Origin of the sequence: Pantoea sp. Lu_F5_004, from assembly GCF_051136245.1 — a bacterium.
In the GTDB taxonomy this organism is placed as follows: domain Bacteria; phylum Pseudomonadota; class Gammaproteobacteria; order Enterobacterales; family Enterobacteriaceae; genus Pantoea; species Pantoea agglomerans.
Genome location: NZ_CP194946.1, coordinates 1,519,656 through 1,545,432 on the forward strand (window position 1 = coordinate 1,519,656; position 25,777 = coordinate 1,545,432).

At 56.9% G+C, this 25,777-nt stretch carries 25 protein-coding genes, 1 pseudogene and 1 other annotated feature; of the genes and pseudogenes, 11 read left to right on the forward strand and 15 right to left on the reverse strand.

Translation table 11 applies throughout. From position 1 onward, the window contains the following. Window positions 1–107 precede the first annotated feature (107 nt). From hisIE to hisL, 9 genes are all read right to left on the reverse strand, one after another. Entirely contained in the window at window positions 108–719 is a 612-nt protein-coding gene (hisIE, locus tag ACR8BN_RS06995; protein WP_010670963.1) for a bifunctional phosphoribosyl-AMP cyclohydrolase/phosphoribosyl-ATP diphosphatase HisIE, read from the reverse strand. Then, a complete protein-coding gene (gene hisF / locus ACR8BN_RS07000) occupies window positions 713–1,489 on the reverse strand; it encodes an imidazole glycerol phosphate synthase subunit HisF (protein ID WP_010248068.1) in 777 nt (258 codons plus the stop codon). Before hisF ends, hisIE begins: the two co-directional genes overlap by 7 nt. Then, window positions 1,471–2,208: a 1-(5-phosphoribosyl)-5-[(5-phosphoribosylamino)methylideneamino]imidazole-4-carboxamide isomerase gene (hisA, locus tag ACR8BN_RS07005; RefSeq protein WP_434747452.1), complete on the reverse strand. Its 738-nt coding sequence runs from the start codon at window positions 2,206–2,208 to the stop codon at window positions 1,471–1,473. The genes hisF and hisA overlap by 19 nt, the downstream gene beginning before the upstream one ends. After that, window positions 2,208–2,798, reverse strand: a complete 591-nt coding sequence (gene hisH / locus ACR8BN_RS07010; protein ID WP_008926061.1) for an imidazole glycerol phosphate synthase subunit HisH — start codon at window positions 2,796–2,798, stop codon at window positions 2,208–2,210. The genes hisA and hisH overlap by 1 nt, the downstream gene beginning before the upstream one ends. Next, window positions 2,798–3,865, reverse strand: a complete 1,068-nt coding sequence (gene hisB / locus ACR8BN_RS07015; RefSeq protein ID WP_010670960.1) for a bifunctional histidinol-phosphatase/imidazoleglycerol-phosphate dehydratase HisB — start codon at window positions 3,863–3,865, stop codon at window positions 2,798–2,800. Before hisB ends, hisH begins: the two co-directional genes overlap by 1 nt. Continuing rightward, window positions 3,862–4,938, reverse strand: a complete 1,077-nt coding sequence (hisC, locus tag ACR8BN_RS07020) for a histidinol-phosphate transaminase (protein ID WP_434747453.1) — start codon at window positions 4,936–4,938, stop codon at window positions 3,862–3,864. Before hisC ends, hisB begins: the two co-directional genes overlap by 4 nt. Next, on the reverse strand, window positions 4,935–6,239 hold the full coding sequence (hisD, locus tag ACR8BN_RS07025; protein WP_115758973.1) for a histidinol dehydrogenase: 1,305 nt from the start codon (window positions 6,237–6,239) through the stop codon (window positions 4,935–4,937). The genes hisC and hisD overlap by 4 nt, the downstream gene beginning before the upstream one ends. Before the next feature lie 3 nt (window positions 6,240–6,242). Next, a complete protein-coding gene (gene hisG, locus ACR8BN_RS07030) occupies window positions 6,243–7,142 on the reverse strand; it encodes an ATP phosphoribosyltransferase (RefSeq protein WP_004571317.1) in 900 nt (299 codons plus the stop codon). A gap of 48 nt (window positions 7,143–7,190) precedes the next feature. Next, window positions 7,191–7,311 (reverse strand) — a sequence feature (His leader region). Further along, complete coding sequence (gene hisL, locus ACR8BN_RS07035; protein WP_100396937.1) at window positions 7,287–7,334, reverse strand: his operon leader peptide; 48 nt, start codon at window positions 7,332–7,334, stop codon at window positions 7,287–7,289. Its footprint overlaps the feature before it by 25 nt. Window positions 7,335–7,513: 179 nt before the next feature. Here hisL and ACR8BN_RS07040 point away from each other — a divergent pair, with 179 nt between their 5' ends. Then, entirely contained in the window at window positions 7,514–8,341 is an 828-nt protein-coding gene (locus tag ACR8BN_RS07040; protein WP_434747454.1) for an SDR family oxidoreductase, read from the forward strand. Window positions 8,342–8,507: 166 nt separating this feature from the next. On the opposite strand, the gene ACR8BN_RS07045 is transcribed toward ACR8BN_RS07040, so the two are convergent. The 3 genes from ACR8BN_RS07045 to puuD are packed head-to-tail and all read right to left on the reverse strand — an operon-like array spanning window position 8,508 to window position 11,121. Then, complete coding sequence (locus ACR8BN_RS07045; RefSeq protein WP_010670956.1) at window positions 8,508–9,785, reverse strand: NAD(P)/FAD-dependent oxidoreductase; 1,278 nt, start codon at window positions 9,783–9,785, stop codon at window positions 8,508–8,510. Between the two features lie 18 nt (window positions 9,786–9,803). Further along, complete coding sequence (puuR, locus tag ACR8BN_RS07050) at window positions 9,804–10,361, reverse strand: HTH-type transcriptional regulator PuuR (protein ID WP_010670955.1); 558 nt, start codon at window positions 10,359–10,361, stop codon at window positions 9,804–9,806. Then, window positions 10,354–11,121: a gamma-glutamyl-gamma-aminobutyrate hydrolase gene (puuD, locus tag ACR8BN_RS07055; RefSeq protein ID WP_434747455.1), complete on the reverse strand. Its 768-nt coding sequence runs from the start codon at window positions 11,119–11,121 to the stop codon at window positions 10,354–10,356. The genes puuR and puuD overlap by 8 nt, the downstream gene beginning before the upstream one ends. Before the next feature lie 204 nt (window positions 11,122–11,325). Here puuD and ACR8BN_RS07060 point away from each other — a divergent pair, with 204 nt between their 5' ends. Both ACR8BN_RS07060 and ACR8BN_RS07065 read left to right on the forward strand, forming a co-directional pair. Beyond that, on the forward strand, window positions 11,326–12,741 hold the full coding sequence (locus ACR8BN_RS07060; protein WP_434747456.1) for a glutamine synthetase family protein: 1,416 nt from the start codon (window positions 11,326–11,328) through the stop codon (window positions 12,739–12,741). A gap of 403 nt (window positions 12,742–13,144) precedes the next feature. Further along, a complete protein-coding gene (locus tag ACR8BN_RS07065) occupies window positions 13,145–14,503 on the forward strand; it encodes an APC family permease (protein ID WP_010248042.1) in 1,359 nt (452 codons plus the stop codon). Window positions 14,504–14,551: 48 nt separating this feature from the next. Here the strand turns inward: ACR8BN_RS07065 and ygbI are convergent, their stop codons facing one another. Continuing rightward, window positions 14,552–15,313, reverse strand: a complete 762-nt coding sequence (gene ygbI / locus ACR8BN_RS07070; RefSeq protein WP_069025163.1) for a DNA-binding transcriptional repressor YgbI — start codon at window positions 15,311–15,313, stop codon at window positions 14,552–14,554. A gap of 267 nt (window positions 15,314–15,580) precedes the next feature. Here ygbI and ltnD point away from each other — a divergent pair, with 267 nt between their 5' ends. The 5 genes from ltnD (at window position 15,581) to ACR8BN_RS07095 (ending at window position 20,655) form a co-directional block, all read left to right on the forward strand. Next, a complete protein-coding gene (gene ltnD, locus ACR8BN_RS07075; RefSeq protein WP_109650748.1) occupies window positions 15,581–16,486 on the forward strand; it encodes an L-threonate dehydrogenase in 906 nt (301 codons plus the stop codon). Continuing rightward, complete coding sequence (gene otnK, locus ACR8BN_RS07080; RefSeq protein ID WP_434747457.1) at window positions 16,486–17,748, forward strand: 3-oxo-tetronate kinase; 1,263 nt, start codon at window positions 16,486–16,488, stop codon at window positions 17,746–17,748. Before ltnD ends, otnK begins: the two co-directional genes overlap by 1 nt. After that, a complete protein-coding gene (locus ACR8BN_RS07085) occupies window positions 17,741–18,385 on the forward strand; it encodes a 3-oxo-tetronate 4-phosphate decarboxylase (RefSeq protein WP_022625000.1) in 645 nt (214 codons plus the stop codon). Before otnK ends, ACR8BN_RS07085 begins: the two co-directional genes overlap by 8 nt. After that, a complete protein-coding gene (locus tag ACR8BN_RS07090) occupies window positions 18,385–19,170 on the forward strand; it encodes an HPr family phosphocarrier protein (protein WP_311967555.1) in 786 nt (261 codons plus the stop codon). The genes ACR8BN_RS07085 and ACR8BN_RS07090 overlap by 1 nt, the downstream gene beginning before the upstream one ends. Before the next feature lie 126 nt (window positions 19,171–19,296). Then, window positions 19,297–20,655, forward strand: coding sequence for a GntP family transporter (locus ACR8BN_RS07095; RefSeq protein WP_143990375.1), 1,359 nt, complete (start codon window positions 19,297–19,299; stop codon window positions 20,653–20,655). Window positions 20,656–20,713: 58 nt separating this feature from the next. Here the strand turns inward: ACR8BN_RS07095 and sbcB are convergent, their stop codons facing one another. Together sbcB and ACR8BN_RS07105 are read right to left on the reverse strand one after the other, a co-directional pair. Then, entirely contained in the window at window positions 20,714–22,141 is a 1,428-nt protein-coding gene (gene sbcB, locus ACR8BN_RS07100) for an exodeoxyribonuclease I (protein WP_069025160.1), read from the reverse strand. A gap of 281 nt (window positions 22,142–22,422) precedes the next feature. After that, window positions 22,423–22,611, reverse strand: a pseudogene (locus ACR8BN_RS07105) (type VI secretion system tube protein Hcp); the annotation flags it as partial. A gap of 158 nt (window positions 22,612–22,769) precedes the next feature. Between ACR8BN_RS07105 and dacD the strand changes: the two are divergent. The 3 genes from dacD to tmaR all read left to right on the forward strand — a co-directional run bounded on the left by dacD (window position 22,770) and on the right by tmaR (window position 25,746). Next, window positions 22,770–23,933, forward strand: coding sequence for a serine-type D-Ala-D-Ala carboxypeptidase DacD (dacD, locus tag ACR8BN_RS07110; protein ID WP_191914428.1), 1,164 nt, complete (start codon window positions 22,770–22,772; stop codon window positions 23,931–23,933). A gap of 267 nt (window positions 23,934–24,200) precedes the next feature. Further along, on the forward strand, window positions 24,201–25,259 hold the full coding sequence (locus tag ACR8BN_RS07115) for an FUSC family protein (protein WP_010670945.1): 1,059 nt from the start codon (window positions 24,201–24,203) through the stop codon (window positions 25,257–25,259). Between the two features lie 160 nt (window positions 25,260–25,419). Then, window positions 25,420–25,746 carry a PTS system regulator TmaR gene (gene tmaR / locus ACR8BN_RS07120; protein WP_004571340.1) on the forward strand — a complete coding sequence of 109 codons (327 nt, stop codon included), beginning with the start codon at window positions 25,420–25,422 and terminating at the stop codon, window positions 25,744–25,746. Window positions 25,747–25,777 lie beyond the last annotated feature (31 nt).

A 25,777-nucleotide genomic window follows, 5' to 3' on the forward strand; every position in this document is an offset into this window, starting at 1 on the left:
TCCCTGAGGTTTGAGTTGCCGTCATTGTGTCGGATGGACGTGAGGAATGAGCAGAAGACTGCTCAGAATCCGCATAAAAACAAAATTCTGAGCAGCATATTGCACAGTTACTTATGGCGGTCGCGCAGGTTGTTGATCACGGCACGGAAGTCGAGATCCTGATCCTGCAACAGCACCATCAGGTGATAGACCAGGTCAGAAGCTTCGTTGGTGAGTTCATCCCGATCGTTGACCGTGGCGGCCAGTGCGGTTTCAACGCCTTCTTCACCCACTTTCTGCGCGATGCGTTTGGTGCCGCTGGCGTAGAGTCGTGCAGTGTAGGAGCTTTCAGGATCGGCGGTTTTACGCGAGGCCAGCAGCTGCTCAAGCTGATAGAGGAACGTCCACTCAGGGACCGCCGGTGAGAAGCAGCTGGTGGTGCCCAGATGGCAGGTCGGGCCAATAGGATCCGCCAGCACTAACAGGGTGTCATTGTCACAGTCAGGCGTGATGCTCACGACCTGCAAAAAGTTGCCGGAGGTTTCGCCTTTGGTCCACAAGCGATTTTTGGTGCGGGAGAAAAAGGTGACCTTGCTTTCTGCCAGCGTTTTTTCCAGCGCGGCCGGGTTCATGTAGCCATGCATCAGCACTTCGCCTGAGACGAAGTGCTGGACAATGACCGGCATCATGCCCTGTGTTTTATCCCAGTCGAGAAGAGCCTGTTGTTGTTCAGTTAGCACGCGCGAATCTCCACTCCGTTGTCGATCAGAAAGCTCTTCAGCTCACCAATATTAATAATCTGCTTATGGAACACCGAGGCGGCTAAAGCACCATCCACGTTAGCTTCGGTAAACGCATCCAGGAAGTGCTGCATGGTGCCTGCGCCGCCAGAGGCGATCAGGGGCACTTTGCAGACTTCACGCATTTTCTTCAGCTGCACCAGGTCATAGCCGTTACGCACGCCATCCTGATTCATCATGTTCAGCACGATCTCGCCTGCGCCCAGCTTCTGCACTTCCTGCACCCACTCCAGCGTTTCCCACTGCGTCACGCGGGTGCGCGCTTCGTCGCCGGTATACTGATTCACCTGATATTTACCGCTGGCTTCATCAAACCAGGTATCGATCCCGACCACAATACACTGCACGCCAAAACGATCCGCGAGGCGGGTGATCAGCGTGGGGTCGGCCAGCGCCGGCGAGTTAATCGAAATCTTATCTGCGCCAAACTCCAGAATGCGCGCTGCGTCTTCCGGGGTTTTAATGCCGCCCGCGACGCAGAACGGGATATCGATCACTTCCGCAACCCGCGATACCCAGCTTTTGTCGACGACCCGGCCATCGGATGAGGCGGTGATATCATAGAACACCAGCTCGTCGGCACCTTCGGCAGCATAGCGCTGCGCCAGCGGCACGATGTCGCCGATGATCTCGTGATTGCGAAACTGTACGCCTTTGACCACCTGGCCGTCACGTACGTCCAGGCAGGGAATTATCCGTTTTGCCAGCATGCGATCGCCTCCGAAACAGTGAATTTATCTTCCAGCAGCGCACGTCCGACAATTACGCCCTGAACGCCGCTGCCGCGCAGGGCGGCGATATCATTGAGGTCGCCAATGCCACCCGAGGACTGAAAAGCAATCGTCGGGAAGCGCGCCGTCACTTCCTGATAGAGCGCAACATTGGAGCCGCTCAGGGTGCCGTCGCGGGAAATGTCGGTGCACAGCACGTGCTTCAGACCCACCTGCTGAAAGTCGGTAATCACCTCTTCCAGCGTGACGCCCGCCGCTTCCTGCCAGCCACTGATCGCCACTTCTTTGCGGTTACTGGCATCAATGCGCACATCTAACGCGAGCACAATCGCCTCTGCGCCAAACTCCGCAAACCACCGTTTTACCTCTTCAGGCTGTTTCACGGCGGTGGAACCGACCACCACACGACTCGCTCCGGCTTCAAGCAGCGCATGCACATCGTCACGGCTGCGAATGCCGCCACCGACCTGCACCGTCACATCAACGCCATCCAGCAGGGTTTTCAGCAGCGCGATCTGGCGTTTCGCCGGATCTTTCGCGCCGGTTAAATCCACCAGATGCAGCACGGTCGCGCCCTGGCGAACGTAATCCTGCAGACGCGGCAGCGGATCGCTGCCGTAATCACGCTGCTGTGCATAATCGCCCTGATGCAGACGAACCACTTTGCCGTCAATTAAATCTAACGCGGGGATAATCATTACATCTCCAGGAAGTTTTTCAGCAGCTGCGCGCCCGCTTTGCCCGAGCGTTCCGGGTGGAACTGGACGCCAAAGAAGTTATCTTTCTGCACCGCGGCGGTGAAAGCTTCACCGTAGTGACACTGTGCGATGGTGCTGGCGTTGACCGGCATGGCATAGCTGTGGACGAAGTAGAAATAGCAGCCTTCGTCGATGCCACGGAAAAGATGATTGCCCGCCTGCGCGGTAATCTGATTCCAGCCCATGTGCGGCAGCGGCAGGCCGTGCGTGTCCATTAACGACACCGGCTCATCGATAATCCCCAGCGTCGGCACGCCGCCGTTTTCATCGCTGCCGCGACCCAGCAGCTGCATACCCAGGCAGATCCCCAGCACCGGCTGGGTACAGGCTTTGACCAGATCGATCAGGTCACGCTCTTCCAGCTGATTCATTGCCGCCTGCGCGGTGCCTACACCGGGCAGAAACAGTTTATCGGCACGCAGCACCACATCGGGATCGCGGCTTACTTCCGGGGTGTAGCCCAGACGTTCAATCGCCCATTTCACCGACGACAGGTTGGCGCAACCGGTATCCATGATCACCACGTTCATCACAGCACTCCCTTCGAGCTTGGCAGCGTATTGCCCTCAACGCGGATCGCCTGACGCAGCGTACGACCAAAGGCTTTAAACAGGCTCTCGACGCGGTGATGGTCATTCTTGCCTTTGGTTTTAAGGTGCAGGGTGCTCATCATGGCGTAGGAGAGCGAGCTGAAGAAGTGCTCGACCATCTCGGTACTGAGGTCGCCCACGCGCTGATAGTTGAACTCCGCTTTGAACTCGATGTGCGGACGGCCGGAGATATCCAGCGCGCAGCGCGCCAGACATTCATCCATCGGCAGCACAAAGCCAAAACGGCCAATGCCACGCTTGTCGCCCAGCGCCTTCAGCAGCGCTTCGCCCAGTGCCAGACCGGTATCTTCCACCGTGTGATGATCGTCAATATAGAGATCGCCTTTCACTTCGATGTTCATGCGGAACCCGCCGTGTACGGCAATCTGGTCCAGCATGTGGTCGAAGAAACCCACGCCGGTATTAATCTTGCTGCCGCCTTCGCGATCCAGCCACAGTTCTACCCGCACCTGTGTCTCTTTGGTGTTGCGCTGCACCAGCGCATGGCGGTCACGCTGGGTCAGACGCTGCTGGATAGTCTGCCAGTTCTGGCCGTCAGCACCGTAGCGGATAGGCTGGATGCCCATGTTCTCCGCCAACTGGACATCGGTCAGGCGATCGCCAATCACGTAGCTGTTGGCGGTATCCAGCGCGCCTTCGGCCAGCCAGGCTTCCACCATTCGGGTTTTCGGCTTGCGACAGTCGCAGTGATCGTCCGGCATATGCGGGCAGATCAGCACATCGTCAAACGCAATGCCCTGCGAGGTCAGGATCTGCATCATCAGATTGTGCGGACCATCGAAATCGGCCTGCGGGAAACCCGGGGTGCCAAGACCATCCTGGTTGGTGATCATGACCAGGCGATAACCGGCGGCCTGCAGCGCCAGCAGCGCCGGAATAACGTCTGGCTCAAACGCCAGCTTATCCATGCGGTCCACCTGATAATCTTCAGGCGGCTCAGAGATTAACGTACCGTCGCGGTCAATAAAAAGGGTCTTCTGGCTCATGCTTGCTCCACAGAAAAGGCTTGCAGCGCGGCGATCACTCGTTCGCACTCTTCACGCGTGCCGATGGAGATGCGCAGGCATCCCGACAGGCCCGGATTTTTGTTCTGATCACGCAGGATAATGCCCTGATCCCATAAGGTTTTGAAGACTTTTGGTGAATCGGTAAAGCGCGCCAGCACATAGTTGGTTTCACTGGAGAAAACCTGCTCAATGCAGGCCAGCTGGGCCAGTTCAGCCTGCAGCCAGCTACGGTTCTCATTCAGCTGTGCCACATGCTCACGCATCAGCGTAATTCCCTGGTCGCTCAGCGCCTGACCGGCGACATCGGCCACCGGTGTGGCCAGCGGGTAGGGCGCAATCACCTTCATCAGCAGGTCGATGACCGGCTTATTCGCCAGCGCAAAGCCGCAACGCAGGCCAGCCAGCGCAAAGGCTTTAGAAAGCGTACGCAGGATTACCAGATGCGGATAATCCTTCAGCCAGCCGGTCAGCGTCGCCTGCGGGCAGAATTCAATGTAGGCTTCATCTGCGACTACCAGCGCTTTACCGGCGGTCATCGCCAGCAGCTGACGGATGTCGTCCTGATTGATCAGGTTGCCGGTCGGGTTGTTCGGGCTGCAGAGGTAAACCACTTTGACGCCATCCAGCTGCTCTGCAATGGCAGGCAGGTTCAGCTGCCAGTCGCTCAGCGCAGGAACGGTACGGTATTCAATGCCGATGGTTTCGGCACTGACGCTGTACATGCCATAGGTCGGTGGACAGAACAGAATCGCATCCTGACCCGGCTCACAGAAGGCGCGCATGATCAGCTCGATGGCTTCATCCGCGCCACGGCTCACCAGCACCTGCTCCGGCGTTAAGCCCGCATAAGCAGCGTAGCGCTCAATCACCACTTTAGGCTGACACTCCGGATAGCGGTTCAGCGTCTGCTGCGACAGCTCAAACGGCACCGGCAGCGGAAATTCGTTGGCATTGAGCCAGACATCTCCGTTGCCACCCAGACGACGCGCCGACATATAGGGCGTCAGGGCGCGCACATTGGCGCGCGCCAGTTGCTCAATATCCTGACTCATGCTTGCTCCTTCAGTGCGGCAACGCGCAGGGTGACGGCATTCTTGTGGGCATCCAGCTGCTCGGCGGCGGCCAGGGTTTCAATGGTGGCGGCCAGGTTCAGGAAGCCCTGCGGCGTCAGCTCCTGCACCGTCATGCGTTTCTGGAAATCGGCCAGGCCCAGGCTGGAACAGGTCGAGGTGTAACCGTAGGTCGGTAACACGTGATTGGTGCCAGAGGCGTAATCGCCCGCGGACTCCGGCGACCAGTCACCTAAAAATACCGAACCGGCGCTGGTGATCGACTCCACCAGATCGCGCGGCTGACGGGTCTGCAGAATCAGGTGCTCCGGGCCATAGAGATTAGAGATCGCGACGCACTGCTCAAGGTCACGCGCCACAATCAGGCGGCTGCTTTCCAGCGCCTGACGCGCCGTGGCAGCCCGCGGCAACTGCGCCAGCTGCTGCTCAACCGCGACCGCGACCGCCTCGGCCAGCTTTAATGAAGGCGTCAGCAGAATCACCTGCGAGTCAGGACCATGCTCTGCCTGTGAGAGCAAATCAGACGCGACAAACGCGGGCGTGGCGCCCTCATCCGCAATCACCAGCACTTCAGAAGGACCCGCCGGCATATCAATCGCCGCGCCATCGAGTCGCTGACTTACCTGACGTTTCGCTTCTGTCACCCAGGCGTTGCCCGGGCCAAAAATCTTATCCACGCGCGGCACGGTTTCGGTGCCGAAGGCCATCGCGGCGATGGCCTGCGCGCCGCCCACCTGGAACACCTCTTCTACGCCGCACAGCTGGGCGGCATACAGGATCTCATCGGCAATCGGCGGCGGCGAACAGAGCACGACGCGACCGCAGCCAGCGATACGGGCCGGGGTCGCCAGCATCAGCACGGTGGAGAAGAGCGGGGCGGAACCACCAGGAATATAGAGTCCGACCGATTTCACCGGACGGGTAATCTGCTGGCAGCGTACGCCTGGCTGGGTTTCCACATCCACCGGCGGCAGGATCTGCGCGTTGTGGAAGGTTTCGATATTGCCCACCGCGACAGCCATCGCCTGCTTCAGCTCGTCACTCAGACGTAAGCTGGCTTCTGCGATTTGCTGCGCGGTAACACGCAGGTTATCCACCTGCGCTTTGTCGAAGCGGGCGCTGAATTCGCGCAGGGCGTCATCACCATTCAGCTTTACCTGCTCCAGCACATCGCGCACCGTCAGCGTCACGTTTTCAGAGGCGGCGATAGCAGGACGTAACAGCAGCGCCTGCTGCTGTTCGGGGGTGCACTGCTGCCACTCAATCGGGGTAGAAAAGGCCATGGCTTACTCCATCATCTTCTCAATAGGCAGCACCAGAATCGAACTGGCACCCAGCGCTTTCAGTTTTTCCATGGTTTCCCAGAACAGGGTTTCGCTGCTGACCATGTGCATCGCCACGCGGCTGACATCGCCTGCCAGCGGCAGCACGGTTGGGCGCTCTGCGCCAGGCAGCAGGCTGATCACTTCTTCCAGGCGCTCACTCGGCGCGTGCAGCATGATGTACTTCGATTCACGCGCTTTAATCACACCCTGAATACGGGTCATCATCTTGTCGATCAGCTCCTGCTTGGCGGCAGGCATCTCGCCGTCACGCTGGATCAGCACCGCTTTTGAACGATAGATCACTTCAACTTCGCGCAGGCCATTGGCTTCCAGCGTAGCACCGGTAGAGACCAGATCGCAGATAGCGTCAGCCAGACCGGCGCGGGTAGCCACTTCTACGGAACCGTTCAGTAAACAGGTCTTAAAGCTGACGCCTTTTTTGTCGAGGTATTGTTTTAACAGGTGCGGATAGGAGGTGGCGATACGGGATTTATCCAGGCATTCCGGGCCGGTGTACTCGGCATCTGTCGCCATCGCCAGTGACAGACGGCAACCGCCGAAGTCGAGGCGGCGCAGCGTAAAGTAGCGCGGATCTTCACCCTGGGCACGGCGTGACAGCAGCTCCTCTTCCAGCACGTTCTCGCCGATGATGCCTAAATCGACCACACCATCCATCACCAGGCCAGGAATATCGTCATCGCGCACACGCAGGATGTCGATCGGCATGTTCTCCGCAAACGCAATCAGGCGCTGTTGCTGAAGGTTGATTTTAACGCCGCAGCGCGCCAGCAGTTCGCGTGAATCATCACTTAAACGGCCAGATTTCTGCATAGCTATGCGTAAACGGGTGTTATCTAACATGGTTCCTGTCCTCTTAATTCGGTCCTGAATGTGTGGTTACGTCAGCCCATAAAAAAACCCCCGGAAGAAGATCTTCCGGGGGTTCTCTTGCGTTCACACCACTGGAAGATCTTGAAAGTCTTCCAGCACCAATCGCCTGAAAGACTAGTCAGGATGATGGTGGTGATGATGGTTGAACTGAACGCGTGTCATAATAATCTCGTCGATGAATGAGTATTCATTTGTGGGGTTTAACCTAGCGAAGATGGCTGCGCTTGGCAACACTTTTTTAAACGGGCGGTTCGGAAAGCGCTGAAACAGGTTGTTCTGGTTTGCAATCAGGGGGCAAACTACGATGAAGTCAGGGTTGATGTTTCACGTCAGGAGTCAAAATGAAGAAGGTCGCGATTGTGGGACTGGGCTGGTTAGGCATGCCGCTGGCCACGGCGTTAACGGCGCGAGGCTGGCAGGTCACCGGCAGCAAAACCACGCCAGACGGCGTTGAAGCGGCGCGCCGCTGCGGCATTGAGGCGTTCCAGCTGGAACTGACGCCGGAACTGCTCTGTGAGGCCGCCGATATTGAGCCGCTGTTCAATGTAGATGCGCTGATCGTGACACTGCCTGCCAGCCGCACAGCAGAAGGGGGCGAAGCCTATCTGCAGGCGGTGCAGAATGTGGTCGATACGGCGCTGGTTTATAAGGTATCGCGCATTATCTTTACCAGCTCAACGTCAGTTTATGGCAGCAGCGCCGGCGCTAAGCGGGAAAACAGCCCGCTGGACGCAGAAACGGTGGCCGGAAAGACGCTGGTTAAACTGGAGAACTGGCTGCACGATCTGCCGGGCACCAGCGTGGATATTGTGCGGCTGGCCGGTCTGGTCGGGCCAAAGCGCCATCCGGGACGCTTCCTCGCCGGTAAGCAGGATGTGGCCAATGGCTCGCAGGGCGTCAATCTGGTGCATCTGGATGATGTGGTTGAGGCAATTACGCTGCTACTGCAGTCGCCTAAAGGGGGCCGAGTCTATAATCTGTGTGCCTCGAAACATCCGACGCGTGACACCTTCTATCCTGCGGTCACGCACCAGCTTGGGCTGCAGCCGCCGCAGTTCGCACCCGAGGCGGAAAAGAATAGCGGCAAGCTGATTGATGGTTCCCGCATCTGTAGCGAACTCGGTTTTGAGTACCGCTATGACGATCCGGTTAAGATGCCGCTGGAGTGATGTGCGGCAAGATTTGTTGCGGGGGCTGAGTGCTCCCGCTCTGATAGGTGAGCGCTCTGCTCTTTCTATAGTTACAACATACTAAAGCATTATACTACAGGGCAGAATGTGCCCCGCTGGAACATCTATGTTCAGCAGGCCAGACAGCCGGGTCTGGCCCTCAGCCTCACACCCCTAACCGATCCCTCAACGCATACCACACCGCGCCCATCGCCGTCAGCGGCACCTTAAATCGTCGCCCACCGGGAAACGGCAGGTGAGGCAGACGGGCGAAGGCATCAAAACGCTCGGCGTCGCCGCGTAACACTTCGCTGATGAGCTTGCCGGAAAGATGCGTACTGGTTACGCCATGACCGCTGTCACCCTGCATAAAATAGACATTCTTCTCCAGCCGGCCAAACTGCGGCATGCGCGACAGCGTCAGCAGGAAATTGCCGCTCCAGCTGAAGTCCAGTTTAACGTTCTGCAACTGGGGGAATGTGCGGCGCAGCTTGGGCCGGATCAACGCTTCAATATCGGCCGGTTCCCGTGCGCCATAAACCACGCCGCCGCCATAGAGCAGCCGGTTGTCCGCAGTCAGACGGAAGTAATCCAGAAGATAGTTACAATCTTCCACACAGTAGTTGTTCGGCATCAGCGACAACGCCTGGTCGGGTGACAGCGGCTCGGTTGCTACAATCTGCGATCCGCACGGCATGCTTTTCCTGCTCAGTCGCGGTTCCAGCTGCGGGGCCAGATAGGCATTCCCGGCGAAGATCACAAAGGTCGCGCTGACCTCGCCCTGGGCGGTTTTCACCCGGTTTGGTGTGCCATAAACCACACTGGTCGCCGCGGACTGTTCATAGATGCGTCCGCCATGTCGACGGATCGCCTCCGCTTCACCCAGCGCCAGGTTCAGCGGATGCAGATGGCCGCCGCGCCGATCCAGCAGCCCGCCAACGTAGCGTTCGGTGGCGACTTCACGTCGGATGGCTCGCTCATCCAGCAGTTCCAGATCATGATTCCCATACTGCTGCCATAACGCTTTCTGTTTTCGCAGATGCGCCATCTGGCGCGCATTCAGGGCCGCAAAAACGCCGCCAGGCCGGTAATCGCAGTCAATCGCGTACCGCTTAATGCGATCGCGGATAATCTCAGCGCCTTCAAACATCATGCTGCCCAGCATACGGGCGCTCTCTTTACCGTAGCGCTGCTCAATCACATCCACGTCGCGGCTGTAGGAGTTCACCACCTGACCGCCGTTACGTCCGCTGGCACCAAAGCCGACCCGCGCCGCTTCCAGCACGACCACGTCATAGCCCACCTCGGTCAGATGCAGCGCCGCCGAAAGACCGGTGAAACCGCCGCCAATAATGCAGACGTCACACTGAATGCTCTCCTGTAATGTCGGCCAGGGCGCATGCGGATTGGCGGTCGCTGCGTAATAACTCTCCACGTAATTCATAACAACCTCCTGAAGCGCCTAAAAGTTGGCTGGCGTATGGGCACTGACAATGCGGCAGGGGATTTCAGCACGGTTGGTGAAACTGTGTGGTAAGCCCGTATCAATGACGTAGCTCTCTCCGGCGGAGAGATGATAGTGCTCTCCGTTGATGACCAGCGTAATTTCTCCTTCCAGCAGCGTGCCGGTCTCTTCGCCGGGATGACGCAGCTTCTCGCCGGTGCTGGCGCCAGGTTGATAAGTTTCCAGCAGCATGCCCAGCGTGCGCTGTGCACGGCCATTGTCGATAAGCTTCAGCGAAACCCCCTGACTGCCAATCTCCAGCAGGTCGCTGGCGCGGACAATGACCTTCGGTTCCGCGTCCGGTTTAGGTTCCGAGAAGAACTCTGACAGCGAGAGCCCATAGACTTTCAGCAGCTTCTGCAGGGTGCTGACCGCCGGGCTGACCTTATCCTGCTCAATGGTGCTGATGGCGCTGTGGGTCAGTCCGGCCAGTTCGGCGACACGGCGTTGCGACAGCCCCAGTGTCTGCCGGATCTGCGCCAGCCGTCGTCCCGGCGCCAGCGTGGCATCACTCATTTTCTTTTTCCTTGTGATAACGAATGGCGGCCTGAATAAAGCCACTGAAGAGCGCCTGCGATCCCGCCGTGTGTTCCGGCTGCCACTCGGGATGCCACTGCACCGCCAGGGCGAAGGGATGATGGCGCAGACTCACCGCCTCAATCAGGCCATCCGGCGCGCGCGCTTCAACGCGCAGCTGCGGGCCCGGTTCGCGTACCCCCTGATGATGCAGTGAATTGACCGCCAGCGGGCTGTTGCTGTCCAGAAGCGTCGCCAGCAGGCCGTCGGGTTCGATAGTGATTGGATGCGCCTGAGCATACTGCTGCTCAAGCGGCAGCGTCTCATCTTCATGGTGACGCTGAAACGGCGGTTGCCCGCTGAGCTCCTGCCACAGTGCGCCACCATTCGCCACCACCAGCTCCTGCAGCCCACGGCAAATCCCGAACATCGGCATCTTATGGCTGGTGGCCCAGGTGATCAGTTGAAAGGCGAGATGATCACGGCCCGGATCGGCATGCAACTCTTCGCCCGCCTCGCCATAATGCCAGGGTTCGATATTGCTGGGGCTGCCGGTCAGCAGCAGGCCATCCAGAACAGCCATAGCGTTTTCTAATAGATGAGGCGCATTCATCAGACTGTGGGGCAGGGCCAGCGGTACGCCATCCGCGAGGACAACCGCATCGGTATACTTATTGTGAACCGTCTGGCTCGGATGGCCGCCCAGATCCTTCTGACACATCACTACGCCAATCAACGGCTTGTCAAAAATAATGCCCATTTCACGTCCTCGCATCGCTGTTCGAAATATCTACCGAAAGGGCACGTCTGGCGGTTAAGTGTGCAATATTTTTTCAATCTAGCAATCTGCTGTTTGTTCTTCAAACAGATTTGTTACATTTGCACACTTTTTATGTTGGCGCTATGTTAGTGGTGTGGCTGTTATTTTGAGCATTACGCAAACCTAATAGGGGCGGGTGAGATCATGACTAACCTGGTAGAAGTGGAAGACTTCACGCTTCACAGTGAAGAGAAACGAACCAGCGCGTTCCAGCTTGAGGTGAAAACCTGGCTGGAGCGCCATCCTGACACGCAGTATGTCGACATCCTGTTAAATGATTTAAATGGTGTGTTCCGCGGCAAGCGTATTCCGGTCTCTGCGCTGCCTAAGCTGGAAAAAGGGTGTTATTTCCCCGCCTCGGTGTTTGCCATGGATATCCTCGGCAACACAGTAGAAGAAGCGGGGCTCGGCCAGTCACTGGGCGAACCCGATAATCTCTGTCTGCCCGTCACCGGTACTTTAGTTCCCTCCGCGTCTGACCCTCAGCACATTGCGCAACTGCTGTTAACCATGTGCAACCAAGATGGCACTCCCTTTGACGTTGAACCCCGAAATGTCCTTAACCGGCTGTGGCAACAGCTGCGTAACCGAGGTCTGTTTCCGGTGGTAGCGGTAGAGCTGGAGTTCTATCTGGTGGACAAAAAGCGCGATGCGGAAGGCTTTATCCAGCCGCCGTGTTCGCCCGGCAGTGATGAACGCAATATGCAGAGCCAGGTCTACTCGGTAGATAACCTCGATCACTTCGCCGATGTGCTGCGTGACATCGACGATCTTGCGCGTCAGCAGGGCATCCCGGCCGATGGCGCGCTGGCGGAAGCCTCGCCCGGACAGTTTGAAATTAACCTGCATCATACCCGCGACGTGCTGCGGGCCTGCGACCATGCGGTGCAGCTGAAACGCCTGATTCGTCAGGTGGCAGAAAATCACGGTATGACCGCCACGTTTATGGCGAAGCCCTATGAGGAGTACGCGGGCAGCGGCATGCATGTGCATATCAGCATGCTGGATGCCGCCGATCACAACGCCTTCGCCTGCGATGACGGCAGTGATTCGCCGCTGATGAAACGGTCGCTGGCGGGGATGATCGATCTGATGCCCGCCTCAATGGCGCTGCTGGCACCTAATGTGAATGCCTATCGCCGCTTTGTTCCGGACGCCTATGTGCCGTTGCAGGCATCCTGGGGCCATAACAACCGGACCGTTGCGCTGCGGGTGCCGTGCGGAGATATCGACAATCACCGTATTGAGTACCGGGTTGCGGGTGCGGATGCTAATCCCTACCTGGTGGTGTCGGCGATCCTTGCCGGGATGCTGCATGGGCTGGATACCCAGTTGCCGTTGCCGCATCCGGTCACCGGCAACGGTCACCATGCCGAGGGTCTGGCTCTGCCGATCCGCCAGAGCGATGCGCTGTATGAGTTTGACAACAGCTATCCGCTGCAGAAGTTACTGGGCGAACGCTTTGCCAGTGTCTGGCACAGCTGTAAGCATCATGAACTGATGCAGTTTGAACGGCTGATTACGTCTACCGAGATCGACTGGATGCTGAAAAATGCCTGACAGGTTTTTTTACCTGTTATCTGACGGGCTTTTTTTTGCATAAGATGCCCCGATGGCTTGTATTCCTGCCATGGGTTAGGGCAGAATACGCGGCCTGCAAAATCAGATGATAACCGACGCTTACCGCGCCGGTTATTTTTTTGCATCCAGTTTTATTAGAGCGTTTTTGCTGACTTAACCGAGGCCGGGCACGCACCCGGATAGATAAACACTGAAAACACGCATAAGCGTGAGATTGAGGATTAAAAGATGGGGATGTTTTACACTCTGCCAGCCAACGCTGGTACGCGTTTTCGTGATGACTACGGCGCCGCGTTAACCGCTAACCTTACTCCCTGTCGCTTAATGCGCAGTTGCCCTGTGACCCAGCCCAGCCAGGTTGTCGCACATGGGGGACTGAAGCATGTCGCTTAATACCTCCGCCGCACCGCAGCGTGCGCAACTCAAAAAAACACTCACGTTACTTCCGGTCGTCATGATGGGCTTAGCTTACATGCAGCCTATGACCCTGTTCGATACCTTTGGCATCGTTTCCGGGCTGACCGAAGGTCACGTCGCCACCGCTTATGCTTTCGCGCTGATTGCGATTCTGTTCACTGCCGTGAGTTACGGTAAGCTGGTACGCCGCTTCCCCTCTGCGGGCTCCGCTTATACGTACGCTCAGAAGGCGATCAGTCCGCACGTCGGCTTTATGGTCGGCTGGTCATCACTGCTGGACTACCTGTTCATGCCGATGATCAACATCCTGCTGGCTAAAAACTATTTCGAATCGCTGGTGCCGGGCATTCCGTCGTGGATTTTTGTGGTGTTGCTGGTCGGATTTATGACGCTCTCTAACCTCAAGGGCATCAAAACCGTCGCCAACTTCAACAGTGTGATTGTGGTGCTGCAGGTGGTTGTCATGGTCGGGATTACCGCGATGGTAATCTACGGTGTGGCAAGCGGCGTAGGTTCCGGCACGCTGGTGAGCAGCCGTCCATTCTGGTCTGAGAATGCGCATGTGGTGCCGATGATTACCGGTGCGACGATACTCTGCTTCTCGTTCCTCGGCTTTGATGGCATCAGTTCGCTGTCGGAAGAGACCAAAGATGCAGAACGCACCATTCCGCGCGCTATTTTCCTGACCGCGCTGATTGGTGGGGTGATCTTTATCGCGGCATCTTACTTCCTGCAGCTCTACTTCCCGGACATCACCCGCTTCCAGCACCCGGACTCATCGCAGCCTGAAATCATGCTGTTCGTGGCCGGTAAAGCGTTGCAGGTCGGCATCCTGATCTTCTCGGTGGTCACGGTGCTGGCATCCGGTATGGCGGCGCACGCTGGCGTCTCGCGTCTGATGTATGTGATGGGCCGTGATGGCGTGTTCCCGGAGCGTTTCTTCGGTTACATCCATCCGAAATGGCGTACCCCGTCGCTCAACGTGCTGCTGGTGGGTGCGATTGCGCTGATGGCGATTAACTTCGACCTGGTGACCGCAACCGCGCTGATTAACTTTGGTGCGCTGGTGGCGTTTACCTTCGTTAACCTGTCGGTGATTGCGCAGTTCTGGGTCCGTGAGAAGCGTAACCGCACGCTGAAAGATCACGTTCAGTATCTGCTGCTGCCGCTGCTTGGCGCGCTGACGGTGGGTGCGCTGTGGGTGAACCTGGAAGAGAGTTCTATGGAGCTGGGCCTGATCTGGGCCGCCATCGGGATTATCTACCTGGCGTTCGTAACCCGCAGCTTCCGTAATCCGGTGCCGCAGTTCAGCGAAGAAGTTTAATCACGCTCACGTTGCCGCCTTCCCCGCCTCAGGGAAGGCGGCGACAGCTTAACCAGCCAGCACCAGTTCACAGCTCCCCGCACTGAACAACTCCCGCGCCGACTCACTCAGATGAGTATCTGTCACCACCCGATCAAAGCTCTCCAGCGGTAAAGCCAGAAACGTCGCAATCCTGTTGTACTTCGAACTGTCACTCAGCAATACCCGCTTACTGCTCACCTCACTCACCGCCTGCTTCACCATCACTTTATCTTCATCCGGCGTAAACAAGCCACGCGGCCCCCAGCAGGAGGCGGAAATAAAGGCAATATCAATGGCCAGATGACGCAGGCTGCGTGCCGCTGCCTCGCCGACACAGGAGCGGTTCTCGCGGCAAACGGTGCCGCCCGTGTGAATAACCCGGCACTGACTGGCCTCCATCAGCAGATTCGCCACCATAAAATCATTGGTCACCACCAGTAAATCATCACGATCCACCACTTCTCTTGCCAGCGCTAACGTCGTGGTTCCGGCATCCAGGTAGATGCAGCTGTTACGGGGGATCTGTCGGGCGGCGGTGCGGCCAATGGCGCGCTTCTCCTCGTTGTAGAGGGTGCTTTTCGTCAGATGTGACGGCTCAGCCGCCAGCCGGTCGGCTGAGCGCACGCCGCCGGAGACCGACAGCACGGCCCCTTGCTCCTCCAGTTTCTGCACATCACGGCGTATGGTCATGTGTGACACACCCAGCCGTTCAGTGAGTTCTGCAATGCTCACCACGCCACGATCGGCCACCAGCGCAAGGATCTGTTGATGACGTTCAACCGGAATCATATCGGCTCCCTGATAATTATCATTTTTTCACATTATAAAGTATCTGCCGGTTAACCAGAACAGATAATAACAGCGGTAATTTTGGCATCAGCGGCGGTAACCGCACTGCAGCAGGGCCAGCGCTGTGAATGAGGCAATGTTAAAAATTGTTCGGCTTCACATCGGGAATATTTTTTTGTGAGCGGCAACACATTTTTGCCGGCAGGAAGCTGGCAGGATTAACAGTAACAAACAAATAATCACTTAAATTAACAGTGGAGGCGTATCGTGCCAGCTGAAAATATCTGCGTTATCGGGTTAGGTTCCATGGGCATGGGTGCTGCGAAATCCTGTCTGCGTGCCGGTCTCAATACCTGGGGTGTCGATTTGAATCCCGCCGCACTTGAGAACTTACGTCAGGCCGGCGCGCGTGATGCGCAGCCTTCAGCATCCGCCTTTGCAGACCAGCTTGATGCCGTTTTGCTGCTGGTGGTAAATGCGCAGCAGGTTAACGCCATTCTGTTCGGTGAAGAGGGCCTGGCCGCAAAACTGCGTCCTGGCACCGTGGTCATGGTCTCATCCACACTGTCCGCCCGGGATGCGCAGCAGATTGAACAACAGCTGGCGCAATATCATCTGCTGATGCTGGATGCACCGGTCTCCGGCGGTGCCGCTAAGGCGGCCAGCGGTGAGATGACGGTGATGGCGTCCGGCAGCGACGCGGCCTTTGCACAACTGCAATCGGTACTGGATGCCGTCGCAGCCAAAGTATATCGCGTGGGCAGTGAGATCGGCCTCGGGTCAACCGTCAAAATTATCCATCAGCTGCTGGCAGGTGTTCATATCGCGGTCGGGGCAGAAGCGATGGCGCTGGCGGCACGTGCCGGCATCCCGCTGGAAACCATGTATGAAGTGGTCACCAATGCCGCAGGCAATTCATGGATGTTCGAAAACCGCATGCGGCATGTGGTGGATGGCGACTACAGCCCGAAATCGGCGGTCGATATCTTTGTGAAAGATCTCAACCTGGTGGCCGATACCGCGAAATCCCTGCACTTCCCGTTGCCGCTGGCCTCAACCGCCCTCAATATGTTCACCGAAGCCAGCAACGCCGGTTACGGCCGGGAAGATGACAGTGCAGTGATTAAAATCTTCAGCGGCATCACGCTGCCTCAGGCTGAGGAGAAAATCTGATGCGGCTTGGCGTGATAGCGGACGATTTTACCGGTGCGACTGACATCGCCAGTTTTCTGGTGCAGAACGGGCTGACCACCATTCAGTTCAACGGCATTCCTGACAGCGAGGAAATCACAGAGGCGCAGGCGATTGTGGTCAGCCTGAAGAGCCGCTCCTGTCCGGCAGACCAGGCGGTTGCTCAGTCGCTGGCTGCGCTGGCATGGCTGCAGAAGCAGGGCTGTGAGCGCTTCTACTTCAAATATTGTTCCACCTTCGACAGCACCGCGCAGGGCAATATCGGTCCGGTAACCGACGCCCTGCTGCAGGCGCTGGGTGAAACGCAGACGGTGATCTGTCCGGCGCTGCCGGTGAATGGCCGCACTGTTTATCAGGGCTACCTGTTTGTCGGCGATCAGCTGCTGTCAGAGTCTGGTATGCGGCATCACCCGGTCACACCGATGCACGACAGCAACCTGCTGCGGCTGATGACATCACAGGCGAGGGGCAAAGCCGGTCTGATCGCGGCGGCACAGGTCGATCAGGGCGCTGAGTCAGTACGGCAGGCGCTGGGTCAGCTGGCGGCGCAGGGGATCAACTACGTCGTAACGGACGTCCTGCATCAGGAACATCTGTTGACCCTGGGCGAAGCACTGAGCGATCTGCGCCTGGTCACCGGCGGTTCCGGGCTGGCCATCGGTCTGGCACGGCAGTGGGCGACGGCTGAGAGTGATGCAAAAGCGGAGCAGGCAGGCCGTCCGCAGGGCGATCGCGCCGTGGTGCTTTCCGGTTCCTGTTCACAGATGACCAATCGTCAGGTCGCCGCGTACCGCCAGCTGGTACCGGCCTGCGAAGTTGAGACTGAACGCTGTCTGGAAGATGCCGGGGCTTATGCCCGGCAGTTATGCGACTGGGTGGAAGCGAACAGCGATCAGACGCTGGCACCCCTGCTTTTTGCCACCGCTGACGCGCAACACTTGCAGGCGATTCAGCAGCGTTATGGTGCTCAGCGCAGCAGCGAAGCCGTTGAGCAGCTGTTTGCTGCCGTCACCCGCGAGCTGAAACGGCGCGGATGGCAGCGCTTTATCGTGGCGGGTGGCGAAACCTCCGGCGTGGTCGCGCAGAGCCTGGGTGTGACGGCCTTTCACATCGGTCCGACGATTTCGCCCGGCGTGCCCTGGGTGCGCGACATTCATCAGCCGCTCTCTCTGGCACTGAAATCGGGCAATTTTGGCGATGAAGATTTCTTCCGCCGCGCGCAAACGGAGTTTACTGATGTCTGAATCTTTCTCTTTAACGGAACAGCAGGCGCGTGACGAGATGGTGCGTCTTGGCGCATCGTTTTTTCAGCGCGGCTATGCCACCGGCTCGGCGGGCAACCTCTCAATGTTGCTGGAGGATGGCAATCTGCTGGCGACACCCACCGGCTCATGCCTGGGTGAATTACAGGGTGACCGGCTGGCAAAAGTCACGCCTGACGGCGAATGGCTCTCCGGTGATAAACCCTCCAAAGAGATTGCGTTTCACCGCGCGCTCTATCTGAATAATCCCGACTGCAGGGCGGTGGTGCATCTGCATAGCCACTACCTGACGGCGCTCTCCTGCTTACAGGGACTGGACACGGACAACTGCATTCGTCCGTTTACTCCCTATGTGGTGATGCGTGTCGGTGATGTGCCGGTCGTGCCTTACTACAAGCCGGGTGATGGGCGACTGGCCGAGGATCTGGCGGCGCTGGCTCCACGTTACCGTGCCTTTCTGCTGGCGAATCATGGCCCGGTGGTAGTGGGGAAATCGTTACAGGAAGCGGCAGACAATACTGAAGAGCTGGAAGAGACCGCCCGGCTGATCTTTACCTTAGGCGACCGCCCAATCCGTTATCTCAATGATGCCGAAGTGGCGGAATTAAGGAGCCGATAATGCCGAAGTTTGCTGCTAACCTTTCGACGCAATTTACTGAATTGCCGTTTGCTGAACGCTTCGCTGCAGCGGCGGAAGCCGGTTTCACCGCCGTCGAATTTCTGTTTCCTTATGACTATCCCGCCCCGCAGATAAAACAGTGGCTCGATGATAATCAGCTGCAACTGGTGCTGTTCAATACTGCACCCGGCAACGTCGCAGCGGGTGAGTGGGGCGTCTCCGCCATCCCCGGACGGGAAGCGGAAGCAAAGGCGGATATCGATCGCGCCCTGAGCTATGCGCTGGCGCTGGAGTGCCCTCAGGTTCACATCATGGCGGCGACGGTGCCGCCCGACGCTGACCGTCAGCACTATGTTGAGACCTTTATCAGCAATATGCGTTATGCATCAGAGCGCTTTGCGCCGCATGGCATCATCCTGCTGATTGAGGCGCTTAATCCCACCACCAAACCCAACTATCTCTACGCCAGCCAGTACCAGACGCTGGAGATGGTCGAACTGATCGATCGACCCAATGTCTTCACTCAGCTCGACCTGTTCCATGCGCAACGGGTGGATGGCAACCTCAGCCATCTGATTCGCCACTATGCCGGACGCTATCGGCACGTGCAGATTGCTTCGGCACCGGATCGTCATGAACCGGATGAGGGTGAAATCAACTATCCCTATCTCTACTCACTGCTGGATGAGGTCGGCTATTCCGGCTGGGTGGGTTGCGAATATATCCCGCGCGGCAACACTACCGAAGGCCTTGGCTGGTTTGCTCCCTGGCGTACGCGCCGCTAATCACCTGTACGCCACTCACACCGATTGTCAGACAAACGGTGTGAGTTCTGCTGCAGCTTAATCACACCAGTGTTCAAAAAATAAAATATAACTTACTGAAAATTATAATTAATCAGAGGTCTGCCGATGTCCACTACGCTGCTGTTATCCATCGCGCTGGTCAGCGTGATTCTGCTGTTGCTGCTGGTAATCAAAGCCAAAGTCCATCCGTTTATTGCGCTGCTGGTTGCCAGCCTGTTTGTCGCCATCACCACCGGTATCCCGGCCGAAAACATCATGAAAGTGATCCTTGGCGGGATGGGCAGCCTGCTCGGCAGTATTGCCGCCATCATTGTGCTGGGTGCGATACTTGGCGCGATTATTGAAACATCCGGCGGGGCCGATCGACTGGCAAACCGCTTCGCGCAGCTATGCGGACCGCAGCGCATGGTCGCGGCGTTAACCACCGTGGCCTTTATTCTGGGATTGCCGGTGTTTTTTGACGTCGGGTTTATTATCGTGGTCCCGCTGATCTATGGCTTTACCAAAGTGATGCGCGTATCGCCGCTGAAGTTTGGTCTGCCCATGGCGGGCATGATGCTGATGGTGCATGTTACGGTACCCACTCATCCGGGACCCGCCGCCGCCGCCGGTCTGCTGAATGTCGATCCTGGCTGGTTAATGATGACCGGCATTGCCCTGTCAATACCGACCGGAATCGCCGGTTATTTCGTCGCCAAAGCGCTTAATCTTCGAAAATATCATCTTTCTGTTCAGGTACTGGAGCAGCTACAGCTGACGGAGCCGAACGCTAAGGGGCAATCCACCCGTAACCACGATGCACCGGGCGCATTGCTGATTTCAGGCTTAATCGTGTTGCCCATTCTGCTCATCATGCTGGGCACGTTGCTGCCGCCGCATCTTACGCCTGGCAGCCTGCCGCTGAAAATCCTGACGCTGGTTGCATCACCGGCGGTGGCGTTACTGATTACCCTGGCGCTTGCGGGGTGGCTGCTGGGGCTGCGTCGTGGCTGGACCACAGAGAAGCTGGAAACGCTGTCAAACAATGCGATATCCACTGCTGCCGGGGTGATTTTAGTCTCAGGAGCCGGGGGAGCATTCGGTAAAGTGCTGGTGGAATCGGGGGTAGGCAAAGCGCTGGCCAGTTCATTGCAGACGATTCATCTGCCGTTGATCCCCGCTGCGTTTATTCTTTCACTGGCGCTGCGTGCTTCACAGGGGTCGGCAACGGTGGCAATTGTCACAACCTGTGGATTGCTGAGTAGTGCCGTGACTGGGCTTGGTGAGATGCAACTGGTTCTGGTCGCCCTGTCAGCCTGTTTTGGTGCGCTGGGCTTGTCACACGTTAATGATTCCGGCTTCTGGGTCGTAACCCGTTATCTTGGTTTGTCAGTCGCTGATGGGTTACGCAGCTGGACAATACTGACCACGTTGATGGGACTGTTTGGTTTTGCGCTGACCTGGCTGGTATGGGTGATGATGTAACGCGGTAACGTGCCGGGACCGCGTTCAGTTGCGGTACCCGGCCTTAGCAGGCAGCCGACTAAGAGACCAGCTCCTGGGCATACAGATAAAGCGCTTTAAGCTGCGCAAGCTTTTCTGCATCTGCTTCGTGCAGATTCGCCAGACCTTCCAGTTCCTGCATAAATGCCTGCACCCGATCGGCATTCAGCACGTCGCGACGATGCTGCAACCAGCGTTGCTGCTCGGCATCATCCAGCGTGCCGGGAAAGTTACGCGCCCGGTAGCGGAACAGCAGTTTCGCTACCCGCGCACTCTCAAAGCTCAGGTCCAGCGCAGGCAGATTCGCGGGCGCGGTCTGGCGGATAATATTCATCCCCGCCCGATCGGCATCACTGAAGAAGCCATCATAGAGTTGCGTGTCCACATCATCTGACGGCGTAAACGGCTCCGCTTCGGCAAATAGCGTGACCAGTTTTTCCCGCACGTCGGGCTGCTGACGCAGCAGCGCCAGATTCGCCAGGCAGTGCTGACGATCAATATTCAGCCGGGCCGCATCTTCCGGCCGCAGCGTACTGGCAGGCGCCAGCACCGGACACTTATTGATATGCACCAGTTTGACCGGCACCGCAGGCAGATCGCCGAGATCGTTTTTCGGCGTGTAAAGACGCTCACGCAGCGTGTCGGCATCCAGTTGCAGCAGCGGTGACATGTCGCCCGCCAGATCCACCACAATCAGCGCATTGCGGTTATCGGGATGCCAGGCCAGCGGTACGATCCAGCTGGTGTTACCGCGCGCGGCACCGAACATGCCGGAGACATGAACCAGCGGTTTCATCTGCGGGATATCAATCAGGTTCATCAGCTTGTTTTTGTTACGATGGGTAAACAAAAACTCAAACAGTTTTGGCTGCTTCTCTTTCACCAGTTTCGCCATCGCCAGCGTGGCATAAACATCGGACATGGCATCGTGCGCATTTTCATGTGACACGCCGTTCGCTTTGGTCAGATGCTCCAGCCGGAAGCTGGGAAAACCTTCTTCATTCTCCGGCCAGTTGATCCCTTCTGGCCGTAACGCGTAGCAGGCACGCATCACGTCGAGCAGATCCCAGCGTGAGTTGCCGTTTTGCCAGGCCCAGCCATAGGGATCGTAAAAGTTGCGATAGAAGATATTGCGCGTCACTTCATCATCGAAACGCACGTTGTTGTAGCCCACCACACAGGTTTGCTCCGTGGTGAACAGCGCATGGATGCGTTCAGCGAACTCAGCTTCGATCACGCCGCGACTCATCGCTATCTGCGGGGTAATGCCGGTGATCATTACCGCTTCGGGCTGTGGCAGATAGTCATCAGGCGGACGGCAGTAGAACACTTCGGGTTCGCCGACCGGATTAAACTCACTGTCGGTGCGCAGGCCGGCAAACTGGGCTGGCCGGTCACGAGAGGGGCTGGTGCCGAAGGTCTCGTAATCGTGGAAGAGGAAAGTGGGCTGTACGCGGTCGTTATTCAAATTTCATATCCGTTCATTGCGTTCACTAAACTGATGAACAGAAAGTCATCAGGCTTCCCGTTCGCTTGATGCCTTTCTTCATCGGCGCCTGGCTGCTGGTACAATAGCTGTGCCTTTGCCGGCAAGGTCATTCAGGCTCAGGCTTCAATCACTACATGGTAAACCATAATCCGACTTGCCTGAAGTTTCGGATGGTAGCGGGGCGGCGTAGTATCTGCCTGAGAGGGCAGGGGCAAGGAGGAAACCGGACTTTTTACCTCCCAGGCTGTAGCTCGCTCATTTCATGTGTCACGAGAGATAATATTCCCTTCGACATATTTCCAGGTTATCGCTTCATAGCGTAATTCCGGTGTTGCCAGCTGCGTGCTGCTCATGTCGCTGGGTGCAAGGTAGGGCGATACCGTGGTGACCTTAACGTTTTCCAGGATGATATTGAAATATTCAGTCTCAATTCCTGCATCAATTATCCGTTACCTCCCTCCTGCAGGCATCAGCCATATCCGTCGCAGTTCATACTTTTTTTCAATTTATTCAAACCTTCACAACGCTTTTGCCGTAAAACGTGCGGCTGTTTCCGTTTCGTTTTAGAAATTTTCTCTCCCGTGCAATTGCAATTAAGGATGAAGTGTTGAAAAGGCGTCTGCTGTTCACCGTTACCGCTACTGTTTTTTGGGCCTCGCTGGCGCAGGCTGATGCGATTCCCTTTCCTGTGACGCCTCCGGCGATTGATGCGGCTTCCTGGGTGCTGATGGATGCCACCACAGGACAGGTTCTGACCGCTGGCAATCCCGATGAACGCCGTAATCCCGCCAGCCTGACCAAACTGATGACCGGTTACGTGGTCGATCGCGCCATTGACCAGAAGAAAATCAGCCGTGACGACATGGTTACGGTCGGAAAAGATGCCTGGGCGGCGGGTAATCCGGTGTTCAAAGGCTCCTCGCTGATGTTCCTGAAGCCAGGCGATAAGCTGAGCGTCCGGGATTTAAGCCGTGGCGTCATCATCGACTCCGGTAACGACGCCTGCGTTGCCCTTGCTGATTATGTTGCGGGCAGCGAAGCGAACTTCGTCGGCATGATGAATCACTACGTTGAGAAGCTCGGCCTGCAGAATACCCATTTTGAAACGGTTCATGGTCTGGATGCGCCGGGTCAGTTCTCCAGCGCGCTGGATATGGCGAAACTGTCACGCGCCATTATTGATGGTGAGCCTGACTTTTATGCCATGTACAGTGAGAAGACCCTGACCTGGAACGGCATTACCCAGAACAACCGTAATGGTCTGCTGTGGGATAATAATCTCCACGTTGATGGGCTGAAAACCGGTCATACTGAGACCGCGGGCTTTAACATCATTGCCTCGAATGTAGTGGGCAAGCATCGCCTGATCGCCGTCGTCATGGGCGGTAAAAGCCCGAAAGGCCGCGAAGAGCAGGCGCGTAAACTTCTGGTCTGGGGTCAGAACACCTTTGATACCGTTCAGCTGTTCCATGCCGGTAAGAAAATTGGCAGCGAAAACGTCTGGTACGGCAATCCTCATGAGGTGGATGTGGGTACCGCAGAAGATGTTTATCTGTCACTGCCGCGCAGTGAAGTACAGAACGTGAAAGCGAAGTACGTGATCGATCGCAAAGATCTGGAAGCCCCGCTGAAAGCCAATGAGGTCATCGGTGAGATTCAGGTGATGGATAAAGATCAACAGATTGCCCATTATCCGCTGGTGGCGCTGAGTGCGGTTGAACCCGCAGGTGTTATTACCCGCCTGACGGATTATCTCAGGCAGAAGTTCTGATTAGCCGATTGTCAGCACTAAAACGGGTAGCCTGCGGGCTGCCCGTTTTTACTTGCGCGGAGGCGTACTCTGAGCGTGTTACTGAGAGCCGATAAAGGTTAAAAAATCGCATTAAGTTGTTTTTAATTTCCGGGCAGGTATGTGAGGCGGATGTTGATAATTGTAAGCGAACGTCAAAACTGTTTTGAAATATCCGGCCCGCGCTAAGCCTGAGCCGCGTTCAGCGTTAAGATAGCCACACCATGTTCCCGCAACCGGAAAGTCATTTTGCGTCCCGATAAGCCCATATCAAAACTGGAGTTCTGGTTTTATCGCCATTATCGCTCCGTCCATGGCGTGCGTATTGCCATCGCCTTTTTGCTCTGCTTTATCTTTGTCCGGGCGACCGATATCCCTGAAGGCACCTGGCCGCTGATTACGCTGGTGGTGGTGATGGGGCCCATCTCCACCTGGGGAAATGTCTTTCCACGTGCACTGCAGCGCATCAGCGGCACGGTCGCCGGGTCAATATCCGGTCTGATTGCCCTGAAGCTGGAGCTGATCTCGATGCCGATGATGCTGGCCTGGTGCGGCATCATCATGATGATCAGCGGCTACCTGACGCTGGGCAAACACCCCTACATGGCGCTGTTGATCGGGATTACGCTGAGCGTGGTCGTGGGCGCACCAACCGGCGATTTCACGATGGCACTGTGGCGCGGCGGTGATGTGATCCTGGGATCGCTGATGGCGCTGCTGTTTACCGCTATCTGGGCACAGCGTGCCTATACACACTGGCGCATTCAGCTCTCCGACGCGCTGGCGGAAATGGCAAAAATCTATCACGCCGGTTTCTCGCCCAACCTGGTTGAAAAGCCGCGCCTGAACAAGCCGCTGGGCAAATTACTGAGCAGCGTCATCAAAATGCGGGCGCTGCTGGAGCCGTCAAGCAAAGAGACGCGCATCCCAAAATCGGTGCTTGAAGCGATTCAGACCATCAACCGTAATATGGTTTACACCATTGAGATGCAGATTAATGCCTGGTGGGCATCGCGCGAGAGCCATCTGATTATGCTTAACGCGCCTGCATTGCGCCGCACCCAGCAGATGACTGAGAACACGCTGCGGGCGCTGTCGGTCATGGCGATTGAAGGGGAAACGGAAGAGGTGGTGGCTAACAGTCACGAGCTGACTGAAATCAGTGGCGAACTGCGGCGACTGATCGCGGAAGCGGGCAGCGAAGGTCTGGAGGAGACGCCGATCTACGGCTACGTCTGGCTGACGCTGGAACTGGCAAAGCAGCTGGAACGGATGACTGACCTGATGCGAATGGCGCTGCGCAAATAATCACCTCAGACAATGACTTAATGTGAAACAGGGTTTCTTTGCGCTAAGATAAGAGCCAGTCTGAATTTAGCTGTGAAAATTGCTTACCTGGCGGGCTAGCCGCTAAGCTGATCGTTTTGACTCTCTCCCTGCGTCAGCAGGCTCAAAGAAAGGTGCCATCATGGAAAATGCCAAGCAATCATTTCAGGACGTACTGGAGTTCGTGCGTATGTTCCGCCGCAAAAATAAACTGCAGCGTGAAATTGTCGACAACGAGAAGAAAATTCGCGACAACCAGAAGCGCGTACTGCTGCTCGACAACCTGAGCGAATATATCAAACCCGGCATGAGCGTTGAGGCTATTCAGGAAATCATCGCCAGCATGCGTGTGGATTATGAAGATCGCGTGGATGAGTACATCATCAAAAACGCCGACCTGTCGAAAGAGCGTCGCGAGCTGTCGAAAAAGATCAAAGCGATGGGCGTGGGCGAACACCCGAAAGCGTAAGGGCAGATAGCAGCGCGCAAGCGCCAGACGT